The organism is Microcoleus sp. T3_B1, from assembly GCF_036700445.1.
Classification (GTDB): Bacteria; Cyanobacteriota; Cyanobacteriia; order Cyanobacteriales; family Microcoleaceae; genus Microcoleus.
The window spans coordinates 33,836-50,510 of the sequence record NZ_JAUBOX010000011.1 but is presented as its reverse complement, the minus strand read 5'-3'; the positions used below and the strand labels follow the sequence as shown (position 1 = coordinate 50,510).

The following is a 16,675-nucleotide window of genomic DNA, read 5'->3' as shown; positions in this document are numbered from 1 at the left end:
CCATAAAATACCGATCTAAGGTTGATGCCGATGCTTTGACGGAATTGAGAAGTTTTTGGCTAAGGAACCTGTAGCGCAAAGCTAGTTGATCGGGTGGGCGGAAATACTCGGATCACCCTTCCCAATTAACCAGGAGCTAACTTTTTGTTTGGTAGAGTACAAAACATTCTGAATAACTTCTAGAGCAACAGCTTTAACTACATTAATACTTACACTATTACCCAGTTGATGATAAGCTTTATCATCATTAGGATGCAAAATAAAACTATCGGAAAAACCTTGTAACCGCGCCGCCTCGCGGGGAGTAATCCTGCGGACTCGGTTATGAGAGTAAACTCCTAATCTATTAGCATCACTGGCAACAATTGTTACAGAAATTTTATGCAGATCGAGAAATTTATAGACTTCAAAGGAAAAGTTACCGGATACAGGTTTGTATTGATTGTTGTTCCGTTGCAGGTACTTTTTTGTTACCAAGGAATCCAGCATTTCATCGAGATTGGGATGAGAAAAAAAAGTAGCTATTTGCTCTTTAGTTAATAGCTTGCCATCTTGGTCAGCTCCAAATTCTTTATTGCGCCTTTTCAATATAAAAAGATTCATTAATTCAATTTCGTCTAAACTGCACTCGCCTCGCAAACCCAGTTCCCAAGAATGAATCGAATTGCCACCGCGATAGTCAATTAGCCGCCTACCGTGCAAGCGACTGAAATCATTGTTAACTATTTGTTTCAAGGCATTAACAAATTCTGGCGAACAATCATATTTTGGATCTGGATTGTCTTCCAAAATATCTGCAACTGTAACAGGTTGACTTAACGGGGAAAATAACGATAGCTGTTGATGACTAGAGGAATGCGAATCTTTTGGGCCTAAGTCAGAAATTAAGCCAAATTGGGGCGAAGCATTTAAAATTCCTACTAGGTAAACTCGGACACGGTTCTGAGGTAAGCTAAAGTTAGAGCTGTTAAGCAAGAAATAATCGAAGCTGTAACCTCGGCTTTTGATTTCGCCCTTAATAGTTTCGAGGGTTCTGCCGCCGTCGTGGCTGACAAGCCCCCGCACGTTCTCGAAAATAAATGCTTGAGGTTTAAAGGTATCAATTAACCTTGCAATCTCAAAAAATAGGGTGCCTCTGGTATCTCCAAAGCCCTCTTTTTTGCCAGCATAGGAGAAAGACTGACAAGGAAATCCCGCTAGTAAAATTTCATGTTCAGGCAGTTTGTCAATTAATCGGATGTCGCCTAAAGGTGTGTCGGCAAAGTTTTTCTGGTAAACTAATTGAGCGTCGGAATTGATTTCGCTGCTTAATACGCATTCTGTTTCCAGATTCAAGGAACGAGCGGCGGATTCAAAGGCTAATCTCATGCCGCCTATTCCTGAGAATAAGTCAATAAAACGGATGGTTTTCATAGCCTTATTCTCGCTGGTTAAGATTGATATCTTGCACTATTGTTAACATGAGGCAGAGCGAAAATATCTGCGTTACCAAGTTCTACCTGGTAACGAAGGGAATCGCACAAACTGCTATTTCTTGCTACTAATCCATTCCTTAAGATCGTTAATCGTAAAAACTGTTTCAAAGTCCAATCCAACAGATTGATAAAACTGGGCACCACCTTGCTCCCTGTCAATCAGCGACAACACGCGATCGACTTTATAACCCGCACCGCGCAACCGTTCCACCGCCTGCATCGCCGACTTACCCGTCGTCACCACATCCTCCAAAACCGCCACATTCGTCCCCTCTGGCAACAGCGGCCCCTCAATGTACGCCATTGTCCCGTGTCCCTTCGTCTCCTTTCTGACAATTAGCGCCGGAATCGATCGACCTTCCAGAGCCGAAACCACACTCACAGCAGTTACAATCGGGTCAGCACCCAAAGTCAAACCGCCCACAGCTTGCACCTCCGACGACAACATCGACAACAGCAAACGTCCCGTTGCCAAAGCACCTTCAGCGTGCAGCGTCACCGGTTTGCAGTTAATGTAATAAGAACTTTTCTGCCCCGAAGACAGCACAAAATCGCCTTCGCGATAGGCAAACTCGCACAACAAATCTAGAAGTCGATCGCGCAACACCTTTAAATCCGCAGCATCCATAACTCACACCCTATAAAAAACACAAATAATCCGCCGATAATCAGTTTATCAAAAAATTGGGTTGAAAATCCCGTCTTTCGCTTGACCGAAGGCATCCAGGATAAAAGCCCCCGGATTCATTCCAACGCGCCAACTCAGGACCGGTGAAATAAAAAACCTGTCTCCGATGAAACTTGCCCCCGAATTTATCCGTGGGGTCAATGCTTCAATTCTAAAATCTAAAATCTAAAATCTAAAATCGCTTGACGGCTTTTTGATAGAATACACATGGTTGTAATTCCCAAGGTGGGCGGTTGTGAAGCGGCTTTTAGTCGGCACCCTCGAACCTGAAAGCTTTTTAAAAGCAAAAAGAAGGGTAGCGAAAACCTTGTAAAACAGAGCTGGGGAATCAACGCATTCTCACCCACCAGAAAATCAATAATTTGTTTCAATCAAGTAGGGTGGGGCACACCCGAACTCTAGGTTCGTACCCTAGTACGCTTTTGGAGATAGACCCTCTGGGGTGGTTGTGAGTTAAGCTGGTCAATTGGTGCAATTGCACGGTTGAAAAGTTTGAGTATTGCCGAAAGGACGCAACATTTTAAGGTCAGTCGCTGAATTAAGAATCCCTGTCCTTTAGGTCAGGGAGTGTCAAAGTGGAATCGGAATTAATTAAGGAGGCCCAAATATATGAGTCAAAAGTTAAAAAGCCTGAGCGGCGCGTTGATTCTCGCTGTCGCCTCTGCTGCAATGGCATCCGTCAAACCAGCTCAAGCACAAACAGAGCGATTTCATCCAATTGCCGACGACTTCAACCGACAATTTTTTCAAGCTTCAGGAGACTTTTACCACAACGTCAGCTTGCAAGGTTACTTGGGCGACTATTTAGGCATCGGTTCCCCCAGCGGCGTCGTTGCCTTTCCCGAAAAAGAAATTGAGCGGGATGCTAGTCGCGTCAACGGCTTCTACCGACGAGTAATGCAGCGGCAAGTTTCCAGCGATCCGATTCTGCGCGTCCCAGATGCCGTCAATCCCTTCGATGCCTCAATCATGGCACTGCCTCCAGCTTGCCAGCTAGCACCTCAACCGAGCGGCTGTTTCCCCACTCCCGCCGGACTCCAAGATCAGTTTACACTTCCAACACAGCAGGAAGGTTCACCGACTGATCAAGGGCCCGTTAGAGGACTTTATCAAGTATCGCCCCCTGGCAAAAATTAATCGATCGACAGTTGCGAGTTTTGAGCCGAGGCGGGTTTACTCTCATCTCGGATTTGTATTAGAGAGAAAGTCTGAACCCGCCCCAAAAATTCATGTTTTGGCAATCCTTTCGGTAAACGCGCCACTGGCTTTCTTTTAACTATCGCGGTTATTTTACAGGACTAAATATTATCCAATATTTATCGAACAATGCTGCCGTCAGGCATGATTGTTCCTTTCAAAATAGCTTCCCCCAAAATCGCTCCCGCCAAGTTCGCTCCCCTAAGATTTGCCCCGGTCAAATTCGCCCCTCTCAAATCAGCTTTGCCAAGGTTTGCCCACCGGAAATCTGCCGCGCTCAACTGTGCAAAACTGAGATTTGCCCGGAAAAGATATGCTCCAGTGAAGTGAGATTCTCCGAGGTTAGCTTTAGAGAAATTAGCTGCATAGCAATGTGCTTCAATCAATTCGGCTTGAGTCAGATTAGCTTGACTGAGATTAGCACAGTTGAGGTTCGCGCCCATCGCATTAACTCGAAACATCACCGCACCGATTAAATTCGCATCTGCGAAATCGGTTTGTTGGAGATTTGCACCGCTAATATCCGCCCCAATTAAATTAGCACCGCTCAAATCAGATCCTCTGAAGTCAGCCGCTTGGAGGTTGGTTCCCGTTAAATTAGCTTTAATTAAATTAGTTTCGAGCAGTTGCGCTCCAGCAAGATTTGCTAAACTGATGTTGGATTCGGCGAGGTTGGCCGCAATTAATTTAGCCTTAAACAAATCGGTCTTAAAAAGGTTAGACCGCCAAAGATACGCACCTCTGAGATTTGCTTCGGCGAGGTTAGCTTCGCTGAGATCCGGTTCTATATTTGGGTTGAGAGTTCTCCATTCAATCCAAGTAACTGCACCTTTTTTTAACAGCGCTAAATGCTGTGTATTTGCCATAATTGCATCTCCTTTAACGGCTATTCCTTGCGACCAAAAATTGTTGGATTTTCTCGACCCGTCACGTTTTCCACCGCCGCAATTGCTGCCTGGGAACCTGCTATAATATCTCGTTCTGCGCCGCCGAGGTACAGCCGTCCGAAACTGCCTACAGCCTGAACCTCTAAGATGTTAATAGATGCGCCTTTTTCTGCTTCATTGGCCGCCAGCGCTGCATAGGCCGCCGGTTCTACTTCTAATACGTAAAGCGTTTGTCCCGCCAGCAGCAACTGTCCGCGGCGGGTGCGGTTGATTAATTGTGTTTGGTGGGGGTCAATGTTGCGAATAATTTGACTGGAAATCACTCGCGGTTTGATACCTTCTTCTCTGCGGACTCCCATGAATTCTAGAATTGCTTTGCCTGCGGCCCGCGTTTCCCCCTGCTGGCCCGAGTGTACTTCCAGAAGGCCGTACAAGCGTTCGACTATCTGCACTCCTGGGCGCACGGAGGCAGATTTGAGGGCGACATCGGTAATTCGGTTAATTTCGATACCGGGGGAGATTTCTATCCACAGCGACGCATCCCCCGGCAGCGGCAAGAATCCGGCGGCGATGGTGCCGATGTATGCTGCGTGCTGCGGCTGCAAGTTGTCTAGAAATACGTAGCTGCGTAGCTCTATACCCAAAAGTTTTTATCTCCGTCGATCGAGTTCCAACACTTATCTGTGCAATATCTGAGTTTACCTTTTTTTGTAAACAACACCTTGTCTATTGTCGGGACTGCCGGAGTGCCTCATAACCGAGTGAGGTGCCAGACCCGCGATTTCTAGTGCCGGAGTGCCTCCGCGAGCAATCTTATATTTTGTGCGCCCGCTAAAAATTTGATATCAATCTCTAGTTATACGTAGAACCTAACAATGTTTACTGCTAGAGGTGGATTTAAATTTAAAAGCCAATCGATATAGTTGTGATAGTTAAAGATTTTAGCCAACAGAGAGCATTTGAATTATGAAACGTTCTGATTTATCCAAAGCAATCGGTGCAGGTATTATAGCTGCTGGTTTAGCCATAGCACCAGCTCATCTGCCTGCTTCAGCTCAGACAGATACAACTGGCGGTACTAACAACACTACAACCACCACCACTCCTCGCTCCGATGTCTACAATGCTGAAAGCGATCGCGATTTTGATTGGGGATGGTTGGGCTTACTCGGCTTATCTGGCTTGTTAGGTTTAATACCCAAAAAACGTGAAGAAAATGTCCGCTATACCACTACAACAGCCGATCGCGACCCAGCAGTCCGCACTGACTACCGCTAAGAATCGAGTCTTAGTGCTGTGGGCATCCTGCAGGGACAGGATGTTTTACCCTGTCCGACGATAGCCAATAATAATCAAAAAACCTCCATCTGTGGGGTTTTTTTATTGGAGATGATGCGCGATCGAACGACCATAAAATTGGTTAAATCTGAGATATGGCACTATTGTCAATAAGCTTTTTATGAACAGGCTTTCCGGCCTGTTCCACAAGAAAATTCACTTTTTGTGGAACAGGCATCTTGCCTGTTCCTGACAATGGTGCCACATCTCAGATTTAACCGAATTGAGATTATTAAATTCTTCCTTTCTTCTTCCTTTTTTCCTTCAAGTTCTTAGCGCCTTCGCGGTTCATTAAATAAAGACTTTTCAGACACAAAAAGAGCTTAAATAATGTTTTTGCCCGATCGATCGAGTACCTCCCCAATCGCCTGCACCAACTTGTCGGGGTCTAAAGGCTTACAAATGTGTCGCTGGAACCCCGCAGCCAGGGCCTGCTGATAGTCAATTTCTCCAGCATAAGCCGTGAGGGCGATCGCCGGAACCAGTCCCCCTTTGTCAGGCGCCAGAGCCCGAACCTGTCGCATCAACATATAACCGTCGGTATCGGGCATTCCAATATCGCTCAACAGCAAATCCGGCACAGACTGGGTTAAAAACGCCAAGGCATCGGCGGCGTTAGCAACTGCTGTCACACTTGCCCCACAATCCTCAAGCAGAAAAACCACTAAATCTCGCGCATCGGCATCATCATCCACCGCTAACACCTTGATACCGCTCAAATTGAAGGATTGGCCCGGCGACGCAGTTCCCACAGGACTTGTCGGAGATTGCACGGGCATCAGAGGTATCCTGACAGTCAAGGTTGCACCTTGTCCTTCGCCGGCACTGTCGGATTTCACCGTGCCGCCGTGGAGTTCGACGAGATGGCGGACGATCGCCAATCCTAAACCCAATCCGCCAAACTTGCGGGTAGAAGTGCTGTCAGCTTGCCGGAAGTAGTCGAATACATAGGGCAGAAAATCAGGTTCGATACCTTTTCCCGTATCAGTTACAGTAATTTGGGCCAAGGTGTCCACCCGATCGAGAACGACTTCGATTTTGCCTCCCGGCGGGGTGAACTTGACGGCATTTGACAGCAAATTCCAGACTACCTGCTGAAGTCTGCCCGCATCGCCCAACACCGGGCCGAGATTCGGTGCAAATTGAGTGCTGATTGGAATCGACTTGACTTCCGCCGCCAGACGCACCGTTTCAATAGCAGCGCCGATGACCCCGGCTAAATCCACAGGTGCAATATTCAAGCTGACCTTGCCTTGTAGAATCCCCGACACGTCGAGCAAATCTTCGATAAGCTGGGTTTGCAGTTTGGCGTTGCGCTCGATCGTCTCTAAGGCATAACGCTGCTTTTCCGGTGTCAAAATGTTCGATTGAAGCAGCTTCGCCCAGCCCATAATCGGGTTTAAGGGAGTCCGCAATTCGTGGGACAAAACCGCCAAAAATTCGTCTTTGACGCGGTTAGCCTGTTCTGCCTCTTCCCGCGCTGCCTTTTCCCGCGCTAGAAGGCCTTCCCGTTCCGCTTCTGCAACTTTTCGATCGGTAATATCGGTGTTGGTGCCACACCAGCGCATCACCTTGCCTCGATCGTCGCGAATCGGCACGGCGCGGGAGAGAAACCAGCGGTACGATCCGTCTTTGCCGCGCAACGGGAAAGTATCTTCCCAGAGTTCGCCTGTTTCAAGGCTGCGCCTAAATTTTTCGACAACGCGATCGAGGTGTTGTGGGTGGTGTACCTTTTGCCAGCCCCAGCCTCGCATTTCTTCTAGGGTGGTGCCGGTGTAGTCAAACCAGCGCTGGTTATACCAGAAAATCCCCCCTGCAGCATCTGTCATCCAGGCCAACTGAGCGATGTTGTCAGCTAGAGCGCGGAACCGAGCCTCGCTTTCGTGCAGCTCATGCAGGGCTCGCGCGTGCAGGATCACCGTCCAGAGGCGAGCCACCACTTCTTGCATCAGCCAAACTTCATCAGGCCGCCAGTGCCGAACCACCCTTGATGTCACCAGCAAAAGAGCCACCCAGCGCCCTTCCTGAAGGCAGGGAACATCGACCAAAGCGCGAATTGACACGGCACCGTAGTTATCGAATAAATGCGCTGTATGGGGGTAAGTAGCGATATCTGAGATGACAAGGGTTTGACCTGCCATAGAGAGAGCTTTCAGTTCTGGCGTCTTAAAGTCTGAGATTTGATAGGTGCCGACGGTGCTGGCGAGGTCGGACTGGTGCCAGTCTTGCTGGACAATTGCCCGATCGGCTTCTACATCGATTTCGTGCCACACGCAGCGATCGACCTTTAAATATTCTCCCAGACTTTTCATGGCTTCCCACAACATTTCTGCGGGGTTGAAGCGCTGCCGCAAGCGGGCTTCGAGATCAGAGAGAAACTGCTCGTTGAGTTGGGCTTGTTTGCGATCGTGAATATCAGTATTCGTGCCGATCCACTCGACAATCTGGCCCGCTGCGTCGCGAATTGGCACGGCGCGGGACAAATGCCAGCGTTCCATTTGGTCTGCTGCCCGCCGGAGGCGCAGCTCAACTTGATAAACTTCTCCGCTGATTAGACATTCTTGCCAGCGGGCCCAAGATTCTGCCAAATCCGAGGGCGGGACTAGGGATTCCCAATTGCTTTGAACGGCTTCCTCGTAAGACATTCCCAGATATTCCAACCATTGTTGTTGATTGGTAAAGCGAATTTCCCCGGCGGAACTTACGTTCCAAATCAGGTGGGGCAGCGACTCAGCCAGGAAGCGAAAGCGGCGGTCGCTTTCTGCTAAGCTTTCTTCTGCTCGTTTGCGATCGTCAATATCAATCCCTATCCCGGCCCATTGCACCACCTTTCCCCCCCTGTCTTTGACGGGAACAAGTCGCGCTAGATGCCAGCGATAATTACCATCAAACCTGCGTACCCGACACTCGAATTCGTAGGCTTCCCCTGCTGCAATCGCAGGAGTGCGCGTGGCGACAACTGCTGGCAGATCATCAGGATGAAATAATTGCAGCACCGGTGCAGCCAGCGGCAATTGTGCTGGGCTCATGCCCGTATAGGTTTTCCAGTGTTGGTTGGCAAACTCTAACCTGCCGTCGGCGGTGTTGATCCACATTAATTCCGGAACCCCATCGGCGAGGGTGCGGTAGAGATTTTCGCTGTGTCGCAGTGCTTCTTCTATTTGCCGGCGCTCGGTTTTGTCCTGCATAATTTTCAGGAAACCTTGCACCTCGCCGGCTGCGTCGCGCAGGGGTCTCACCAGCCCGCTGCCCCAAAAGCGACTGCCGTCTTTGCGGACGTGCCAGCGCTCGTTTTCTGCCTTTCCCTGAGTCAGGGCGATGTGCATTTCTGCTTCCGGCTTTTTGGCTGCAGAGTCTTCTGGGGTGAAGATGATTCGTCCGTGCTGCCCGACGATTTCAGCTTCGGAATAGCCCAGCACTCTCTCGGCCCCTGCGTTCCAACTGGTAACGTGTCCGCCGATGTCGAGGGTGATAATGGCGTAGTCTTTGGCGCTGTCGAGAATCAACTGCAGGTGGGTTTCACGATCGCGCAGTGCTGCTTCTGTTTTTTTGCGCTTGGTAATGTCGCTGGTGAAGCCGACAACTTTGGTCACTTCACCTTGCTGGTTGCGGATCAAACAGCCGCGTTCCCAAACATCGATCCAGCGCCCGTCTTCGTGCCGGACTCGGTACTCGATTTCATAGCGATCGGGAATATTCAAGATTGATTGCCCCCCGGCTTGGATGCGTGCCAAATCGACGGGATGGATGCGTTCTCTCCACCACTCTGCTGTTGCGGGTGCATCCTCTGGGCAGACACCGACGATCGAGCACAGTCCCTCGGAACGGTAAACTGAGTTTGCTACCAAATCCCACTCAAACACCATGCCGTCGATCGCTCTTGTAGCTAACTGAAAGCGGTTGTTGCTTTCTTCCAAAGCGAGTTCGGCCTTTTTGCGATCGGTAGCATCAAATAATACTCCGATAAACCGCACTGCTTCGCCTGCCGCGTCGTAGAGATAGCGCCCGAACGCTCTCAACCAGCGGATTTCTCGTGTGTCGGCCCGGATGATCCGGTATTCGGGGGAGTAGAGCGTTCTCGTTTGCCGAGCTGTTTTGGCTGCTTGCATGACTTGCTTTAAGTCGTCTGGATGCACGCACTTTTCCCACACATCCGCGCTTGCTTCGCCGCCCGGTGTCTGTTCGCAGCCCAAAATGCTGAAATGGGTCGCCGACCAAATTACTCGATGTGTTCGCACGTCAAAATCCCAGGTTGCCATGCCTGAGCCTTCGATGGCGACGCTCAAACGTTCTTCGCTTTGTTTCAAGGCAATTTCAGTTTGTTTGCGATCGCTGATATCTGTCAGGGAACCCACGGCCCGCACGGGATTGCCTGACTCGTCCCAAATTGCTCGCCCTCTGGCTAAAACCCATTTGTAGCGCCCGTCCCCACAACGGATGCGGTACTCGCAGCAGTAATGTGAGGTTTCTCGATGCAAGTGCTGCTGCCAATTGCTTTGCATTATCTCCACATCATCGGGATGAATGTAGCTCAAAAATTGGCTGAAGTTTTTGACTTCTTCGGGCCCACGTTCCAAAATCTCTAAAAAGCGATCGCTCACTACAGAGCAATTTGTTTGCAGGTTGTGATCCCAAATGCCGTCGTTGTTGCCGGCACAGGCTAGCTGCCAGCGTTCTTCGCTTTCTCGCAAAGCTTCTTTGGTTCGATCGGCGCGATCGATTTGTAGGGCGGCAACGGCAAAGTCTGCTAGGGCGATCGCAATCCGCAAGTCTTCGGCATCGAATTGGCGATCGGAATCGTGAGATACAATCCATATTGCCCCCAGCGTTTGATTTTCTGCTTGCAGCGGCACAACTAACGCTTCGGCGATCGGCTTTTCTAGCTGCTGTAAGTCGGTGAAGTATTTTTCTGGAGCGAAGTAAAGCTGGGGAGTTTGGCGATCGAGACCGACTCCCGACAAACGCAATGTGCGGGGTGTGTTTCTGTGTTCTGCGGCTTCCCACGCGCCCGCCAAGGCTTCCCACCGAAAGATTTGTTCTGAACTGGCATTTTCTTCTAACAAGCAGACTCCGACGCTTCCTGCGTCGCACAAATCTTGAGCGATCGCAACCAGTGTTTTGAGCAGCGTGCGGGGGGAGGTTGCCAGTTGTCGGGCCAGCGTTTGCAGCGCTCGGTTTTCTGCTTTGCAATCGTGGGATCGAGGGATGCGGCGCGACAGTTCATCGGCGATCGGAATGTCGGTTAAATTAGTTTGTGGGGTTTGCCAAGCTTCCATCAATTAGTCATCTCTACGTCTTTCGGTCTGAGCTGGCGAGCGTATATTATCAGCGCCCTCTTAAAGCATCTGCTATATTATAGGCTCTACCCACATACAGAATATGCGCTCTATCTGGGAAATTACTTTTTAGTTTTCAGGCTAGGGCGTGTTTTCTCTCCCCAGAATTGCCTTAAATTGTAGGTTGGGTTGAGGAACGAAACCCAACATTTTTCGTAGATTTGTTGGGTGGCGCTACGCTTAACCCAACCTACAGAATAGGCAAGAAAACACGCTCTAGTTGACTGCCTTGGTTGCCTATGCTCTTGCCGCCACCTTATGCACAATTTTATTCCAGAATCGCGCTTTTTTCCATATCTGACTTGGACAGAAATTGAGTCTATGCCGGATAAGGAAAATATAGTTATCATTCAGCCGCTAGGTGCGATCGAACAGCACGGCCCCCATTTGCCTTTAATTGTAGATGCGGCAATTAGCGCGGCGGTGATAGGCAAAGCGCTGGCCAAGTTAGACGCAAATATTCCCGCGTATGCTTTGCCGCCTTTGTACTATGGCAAGTCGAACGAACACTGCCATTTTCCCGGTACAATTATGCTCAGTGCTCAGACACTTTTAACAGTATTAGGTGAAATTGCTGACAGTATTTATCAGGCAGGATTTCGGAAATTAGTGTTAATGAATGGTCACGGCGGACAGCCGCAGGTAGTGGAAATTGCGGCGCGGGATATTCATCAAAAATATCAGGATTTTTCGGTTTTTCCGCTGTTTGTTTGGCGGGTTCCGAATGTGGCTGCTGAATTATTAACTGCGAAGGAGTTGGAGTTGGGAATTCACGCGGGTGATGCAGAAACGAGTTTGATGTTGTCAATTTTGCCGGAACAGGTGAAAATGGAACTGGCTGTTTGCGAGTACCCGCAGGGTTTACCAACAGACAGTTTGCTGAGTATGGAAGGGAATTTGCCTTTTGCTTGGCTGACGCGAGAGTTGACACAAAGCGGTGTGTTGGGCGATGCGACGGCGGCGACGAAAGAAAAGGGAGCTCGTATTCTCGAATCTCTCTCTGACGGTTGGGCACAAGTTATCAAAGATGTTTACAAATTTCGCCAGCCGCGTAGTAATTAAAAATTAAGAATTAAAAATCAAAAATTGTTCTAATTTGTGTCAAAATGAGTCTAAGAAATTTTTTGAGTTGGAAAACTAACGATGAGTGTAAATTCTAAATTGCAGCGCGCTTTTGAGCAAGGTCGCGCCCTGAAAATTATCAGCGGTTTAAATAATTTTGATGCTGCCAACGTTGCGGCTGTCGTCAAAGCAGCGGATCTCGGCGGTGCTTCCTTTGTCGATATTGCTGCAGATCGAGATTTGGTATTGATGGCAAAACAGTTGACAAATTTGCCAATTTGTGTATCGGCAGTGGAACCGGAAAAGTTTGTGGCTGCGGTAGAAGCCGGCGCTGATGTGATTGAAATTGGTAACTTTGATGCTTTCTACGCAGAAGGCCGTCGCTTTGAAGCTGAGGAAGTTTTGCAGTTGACTCGCGAAACTCGATCGCTATTTCCGAACATCACTCTTTCTGTGACAGTTCCCCACATTTTGGCACTCGACAAACAAGTGCAATTAGCAATTGAATTAGTCAAAGCTGGGGCTAATATCATCCAAACCGAAGGTGGCACCAGCGCTCAACCAATTCACGCCGGCACATTGGGATTAATTGAAAAAGCAGCGCCTACTTTGGCTGCAGCCTTTGAAATTTCCCGCGCCGTATCCGTCCCCGTACTCTGCGCTTCCGGTATCTCCAGCGTCACCGCACCCCTCGCTATTGGAGCCGGTGCTGCAGGTGTTGGTGTCGGTTCTGCTGTGAGCCAACTTAATAGCGAAGTGGCGATGATTGCGGCTGTTCGCAGTTTGGTTGAAGCTTTGGCTTTGGTTTCGCGATCGCACTTGTCGGCTTCCATTTAATTAAGAAGGAAGTTCGGCAACGGATTCTGTAACGGATGTAACGGATGTCAGGGAGAAGGAAGAAGGATGTTCGGCAACGGATTCTGTAACCGATGTCAGGAAGAAGGAAGAAGGAATATTTTTTCCATCCCCACTCTCCCCTTCTCCCACTCTTCCCCTCTTCCCCTCTTCCCCTCCTCCCCTCCTCCACTCTTCCACTTTTCCACTCTTCCTTAATAATTGATAAACCACACGGCATAATCATCTAATAACTGATTGTTGCGGGAGGTTACATCAACTGATTCTAACTCAGATAAAGGCAACATAAACTTTTGGCGATCGCTGACGCGCTGCACTTCCACAAATATGCCTTCTTCCTGAAGCACCAAATCCTCCAACCGATTAATTGTGAATCTATCAGTATAAGAAGGTTGAGTTTTTTTGAGCCGTGCATATTCTTTTTTGCTGCCCCCACCCATTGTATATTCTTCTTCCCATTCAAACTCTTCTATGCCGGTAACGTGGCAGGGTAGTTGAATATTTTGCTTGATGTAATCTAGATATTTGACGGAATTTTTTAGGCTGAAATCAATATTTTTTGACCCCAAAATCTTGCTGATTTTAGTTTCAAATTGCGTATTATTAAATGGCATATTTTTATCGATATGCGCTAACATTTCTGGATCGAACCCCGCTCTCAATTCGGATAATTCCTCCAGCAGGCTCTGAAAGTCGTTGACCGGTTTCGGTCTTCTGCCTGCTACAATGGTTTCATCAAGCTGAACTGGAGGAAGTTCGGATGGTAAAGGAAGGGATTGGCTTTGATCGGGGCGATCGTCCACTTTAGGCTTGTTAACTTTAGACTTGTTAACTTTAGACTTGTTAACTTTAGACTGGTTAAGTTTAGGCTTGTTAAATTTAGGCATCGCTCGGTCTCGCTGGCTCGGTTTATCAATAAAGTATATCTTGGCAGAAGTACATTCGTGTATGATAGGAGGAATCTGTAATGCAACTACTGAAATCACCTGATGAATCGCCAGTCTATCAAGGACAATTCGGCGAATTTACAATTACTCAAAACGATCGCACGGGAGTGTTGATTTACCGCGCTGGATTGGGGGTGGCGGCGCTGTGTTTTGCGATCGGCACTACTCTGGTGCTACAACAGGGCGACAACCCGATGGCAATCCAAGCTGTAACGCCTGTTTTTGCTTGTTTCTGGATAGCTTTAGGCGTCAGCTTAGCAACTATTCACATTTACATGATTGCGCTGCACCGAACACTACAGGCGTTTTGGGCGATCGGCGGCGCGGCAGCATTGTTTGTCGCCCTACAAAGCAGCCAACCTCTAGCTTTAGCAGTGTACGAACATCCCGCGACTTTGTGGGGAATTGGCTTTACTTTTGCGGCCTTAAATGGCATTTATTTTAAGGAAGCATTCTGCTTTAATCGCCTCGAAACTAAGTTTTTGACTCCGGGAGTTCCTCTCTTAATTTTAGGACATATTTTCGGTTTTTTGTCAGCCGAAAATGAACAATTTTTGCTGGCTATTTGGGCGGCTTTGTTTATCATCTTTGCTGTACGCAAGTTTTTTCAACCAATGCCGCAGGATATCGGGGATAAAAGCGTTTTTGAGTATCTGAAACACCAATAATTTGGGAATGAGGCATTGGGAATGGGGCATTGGGCATTGGGAAATTCTATCACTTTCCCACTATTTACCTCTTCCCCAGTCTCGCCGCATCTGCCTCCATACCCGAAAACATCTAGATCGAGTTAAAATGAGAATTCGTCTAATCCGCCGCCGAGAAATGTGGGCAGTTACCAGGGAAGGTTGGGTAATTGCTCTGATGGGGTTAATAATTGCAATGATCTTAATTCTCACAAAGATCCATCCATTTTTGGCGGTAAATGCGCCGATTAAAGCAGATATATTGGTTGTCGAAGGCTGGTTGCCCGATTATGCGATCGAAAGTGCGATCGCCGAATTCAAAAAAGGTGAATACAGCCAATTAATTACCACAGGAATTCCTTTAAATAAAGGTTACTATCTCGCTGAATATAAAAATTATGCCGAACTGACTGCCGCGACTTGTATTGCGCTAGGATTTGATAAAAATAAATTAGTAGCAGTACCAGCCGCGAATGTTTTGAAACACCGCACTGCAGCTTCTGCGATCGCACTTCGGGATTGGCTGGCTGCTTCTGCTATAAAAGTTGACTCAATTAATCTTTATTCTTTTGGCCCTCATGCCCGCAGAAGTTGGATTGTTTTCAAAGAAGTGCTGAATCCTGAGATTAAAGTCGGGATTATAGCGGCGGAACCGCAAGATTATAATTCCCAAGAATGGTGGAAATCGAGCGAAGGTTTTCGGACTGTGATCGGAGAAATTATTGCTTATATTTACGCCCGTTTTGTTGATTGGAAAACCTAGCCAGTAATTGTCAAATTTTCTCTTAATTCCCTTCGCGTTCTTCGCGCCTTCGCGGTTCGGAAAAAAATATTTATATAACAGTTTGAAATCCGTGTAAATACAGGACACGGCAGTGCTATTTCTGTACCAGGCTATCTGTGAAAATACAGGCCACGGCAGTGCCGTTTCCCTACCCAAGAAATAGAGGACACGGCAGTGCCGTTTCCCTACTATATTTAACCGAAGATGATAAAATTATTCTCAGATAAGTTGAGGGTAACTCGTTGCTAGAAGAACGCGCTTACTGGTTGGCATGGTCGCAGATTAACGGTATCGGGCCGATTTTGTTGCAAAGATTGCACCAAAATTTCAATAGTTTGGCAGAAGCTTGGACGGCAAGATCAGTAGATTTGATGCGAATCGAAGGCTTTGGCAAGCAGATAATTGAAACCATTGTGCAAGAACGAACTAAACTTAATCCTGAAGAATTTATCGAAAAACATCTTATAAAAAATCCCTGTTTTTGGACGCCTGCAGATCCAGATTATCCCCGCTTATTATTGGAAATTCCCAATCCGCCACCAGTGTTGTATTATCGCGGTTTAGTTGATGTAAAAGAGAATCAAGGAATTACGCCGACGGTGGCAATGGTTGGTACTCGCAGCCCTTCGGAATACGGCAGAAGGTGGACTCGCAAATTTAGTACGGCTTTGGCTAGAAGCGGTTTTACTGTGGTTTCGGGATTGGCTGCGGGCATTGATACAGAGGCTCATATAGGCTGTTTGGAGGCGGGAGGAAGGACTTTCGCAGTGGTGGGGACGGGAGTAGATATTGTATATCCTAAACAAAATGAGAGGTTGTGCGATCGCATTTTGCAGCAGGGATTGGTAATTAGTGAATATCCGGCGGGGACTCAACCGAATAAAACTAATTTTCCCCGCCGAAATCGCATAATTGCTGGCTTAAGCCGCGCTACAATCGTGATAGAAGCTCCGCATAAATCGGGTGCTTTAATTACTGCTTATCAAGCTAATGATTTTTGCCGGGATGTGTATGTTTTGACGGCAAGATTGGATGATGAGCGTTCGTTTGGGTGTTTGGAGTTGCTGAGTAAAGGTGCTCATCCGATTCTGCCTGGTCGCGATCGACTGTTAAGCGAAGACAGGTTGTTGGAAATGCTCGGAGCTATGCCAAAATTGGATAGAGCCGAGCAGTTGTCGCTATTTCCTCCAAATCCGACGGTTGAGAAGCAAGGGCCGCCGTTGGAGCCGGAATTGGCTAAGGTGTTAGGTGCGATCGTATCTGGGCCGATTTCTTTTGATGTAATTGTGGAAGCAGCGGGATTAGAAGCGGGAACAGTTTCTAGTATACTTTTGCAGTTGGAATTGTTGGGATTAGTTTCGCAGTTACCGGGAATGCGATATCAGCGGTGCTGATGTGAAAGAAAACTGGGCGGTTGAAA

Annotated in this window: 14 protein-coding genes; 7 read left to right on the top strand and 7 right to left on the bottom strand. The window is 48.0% G+C overall.

The window, feature by feature from the left end:
* Positions 1-81 precede the first annotated feature (81 nt).
* Both dcm and pyrE read right to left on the bottom strand, forming a co-directional pair.
* Positions 82-1,413 carry a DNA (cytosine-5-)-methyltransferase gene (gene dcm, locus QT990_RS08635; protein WP_333139075.1) on the bottom strand — a complete coding sequence of 444 codons (1,332 nt, stop codon included), beginning with the start codon at positions 1,411-1,413 and terminating at the stop codon, positions 82-84.
* A 114-nt stretch (positions 1,414-1,527) separates the two neighbouring features.
* A complete protein-coding gene (pyrE, locus tag QT990_RS08630) occupies positions 1,528-2,103 on the bottom strand; it encodes an orotate phosphoribosyltransferase (RefSeq protein WP_333139077.1) in 576 nt (191 codons plus the stop codon).
* Positions 2,104-2,772: 669 nt separating this feature from the next.
* On the opposite strand from pyrE, the gene QT990_RS08625 reads away from it, so the two are divergent.
* Positions 2,773-3,300, top strand: a complete 528-nt coding sequence (locus QT990_RS08625) for a hypothetical protein (protein WP_333139079.1) — start codon at positions 2,773-2,775, stop codon at positions 3,298-3,300.
* Between the two features lie 179 nt (positions 3,301-3,479).
* Here QT990_RS08625 and QT990_RS08620 read toward each other — a convergent pair whose 3' ends face one another.
* Both QT990_RS08620 and QT990_RS08615 read right to left on the bottom strand, forming a co-directional pair.
* On the bottom strand, positions 3,480-4,226 hold the full coding sequence (locus QT990_RS08620; RefSeq protein WP_333139081.1) for a pentapeptide repeat-containing protein: 747 nt from the start codon (positions 4,224-4,226) through the stop codon (positions 3,480-3,482).
* A 20-nt stretch (positions 4,227-4,246) separates the two neighbouring features.
* Positions 4,247-4,891, bottom strand: coding sequence for a hypothetical protein (locus QT990_RS08615; protein ID WP_333042577.1), 645 nt, complete (start codon positions 4,889-4,891; stop codon positions 4,247-4,249).
* Between the two features lie 322 nt (positions 4,892-5,213).
* Here QT990_RS08615 and QT990_RS08610 point away from each other — a divergent pair, with 322 nt between their 5' ends.
* The gene (locus tag QT990_RS08610; RefSeq protein WP_333139083.1) at positions 5,214-5,525 is read left to right on the top strand and encodes a WGxxGxxG family protein; all 312 of its coding nucleotides are present in this window, start codon (positions 5,214-5,216) and stop codon (positions 5,523-5,525) included.
* Positions 5,526-5,908: 383 nt separating this feature from the next.
* On the opposite strand, the gene QT990_RS08605 is transcribed toward QT990_RS08610, so the two are convergent.
* Positions 5,909-10,861 carry a PAS domain-containing protein gene (locus tag QT990_RS08605; protein ID WP_333139085.1) on the bottom strand — a complete coding sequence of 1,651 codons (4,953 nt, stop codon included), beginning with the start codon at positions 10,859-10,861 and terminating at the stop codon, positions 5,909-5,911.
* Positions 10,862-11,179: 318 nt separating this feature from the next.
* Here QT990_RS08605 and QT990_RS08600 point away from each other — a divergent pair, with 318 nt between their 5' ends.
* Together QT990_RS08600 and QT990_RS08595 are read left to right on the top strand one after the other, a co-directional pair.
* Positions 11,180-11,983 carry a creatininase family protein gene (locus QT990_RS08600; RefSeq protein WP_333139087.1) on the top strand — a complete coding sequence of 268 codons (804 nt, stop codon included), beginning with the start codon at positions 11,180-11,182 and terminating at the stop codon, positions 11,981-11,983.
* Between the two features lie 81 nt (positions 11,984-12,064).
* The gene (locus QT990_RS08595; protein WP_333139089.1) at positions 12,065-12,820 is read left to right on the top strand and encodes a DUF561 domain-containing protein; all 756 of its coding nucleotides are present in this window, start codon (positions 12,065-12,067) and stop codon (positions 12,818-12,820) included.
* Here QT990_RS08595 and QT990_RS08590 read toward each other — a convergent pair whose 3' ends face one another.
* Both QT990_RS08590 and QT990_RS08585 read right to left on the bottom strand, forming a co-directional pair.
* Complete coding sequence (locus QT990_RS08590; RefSeq protein WP_333139091.1) at positions 12,821-13,018, bottom strand: hypothetical protein; 198 nt, start codon at positions 13,016-13,018, stop codon at positions 12,821-12,823.
* A 14-nt stretch (positions 13,019-13,032) separates the two neighbouring features.
* Positions 13,033-13,725, bottom strand: a complete 693-nt coding sequence (locus QT990_RS08585) for a calcium-binding protein (RefSeq protein ID WP_333139093.1) — start codon at positions 13,723-13,725, stop codon at positions 13,033-13,035.
* A gap of 80 nt (positions 13,726-13,805) precedes the next feature.
* Here QT990_RS08585 and QT990_RS08580 point away from each other — a divergent pair, with 80 nt between their 5' ends.
* From QT990_RS08580 to dprA, 3 genes are all read left to right on the top strand, one after another.
* The gene (locus tag QT990_RS08580) at positions 13,806-14,453 is read left to right on the top strand and encodes a DUF2301 domain-containing membrane protein (protein ID WP_333294817.1); all 648 of its coding nucleotides are present in this window, start codon (positions 13,806-13,808) and stop codon (positions 14,451-14,453) included.
* A 127-nt stretch (positions 14,454-14,580) separates the two neighbouring features.
* Positions 14,581-15,234, top strand: a complete 654-nt coding sequence (locus QT990_RS08575; protein ID WP_333139097.1) for a YdcF family protein — start codon at positions 14,581-14,583, stop codon at positions 15,232-15,234.
* Between the two features lie 263 nt (positions 15,235-15,497).
* Entirely contained in the window at positions 15,498-16,649 is a 1,152-nt protein-coding gene (gene dprA / locus QT990_RS08570; RefSeq protein ID WP_333310723.1) for a DNA-processing protein DprA, read from the top strand.
* Positions 16,650-16,675 lie beyond the last annotated feature (26 nt).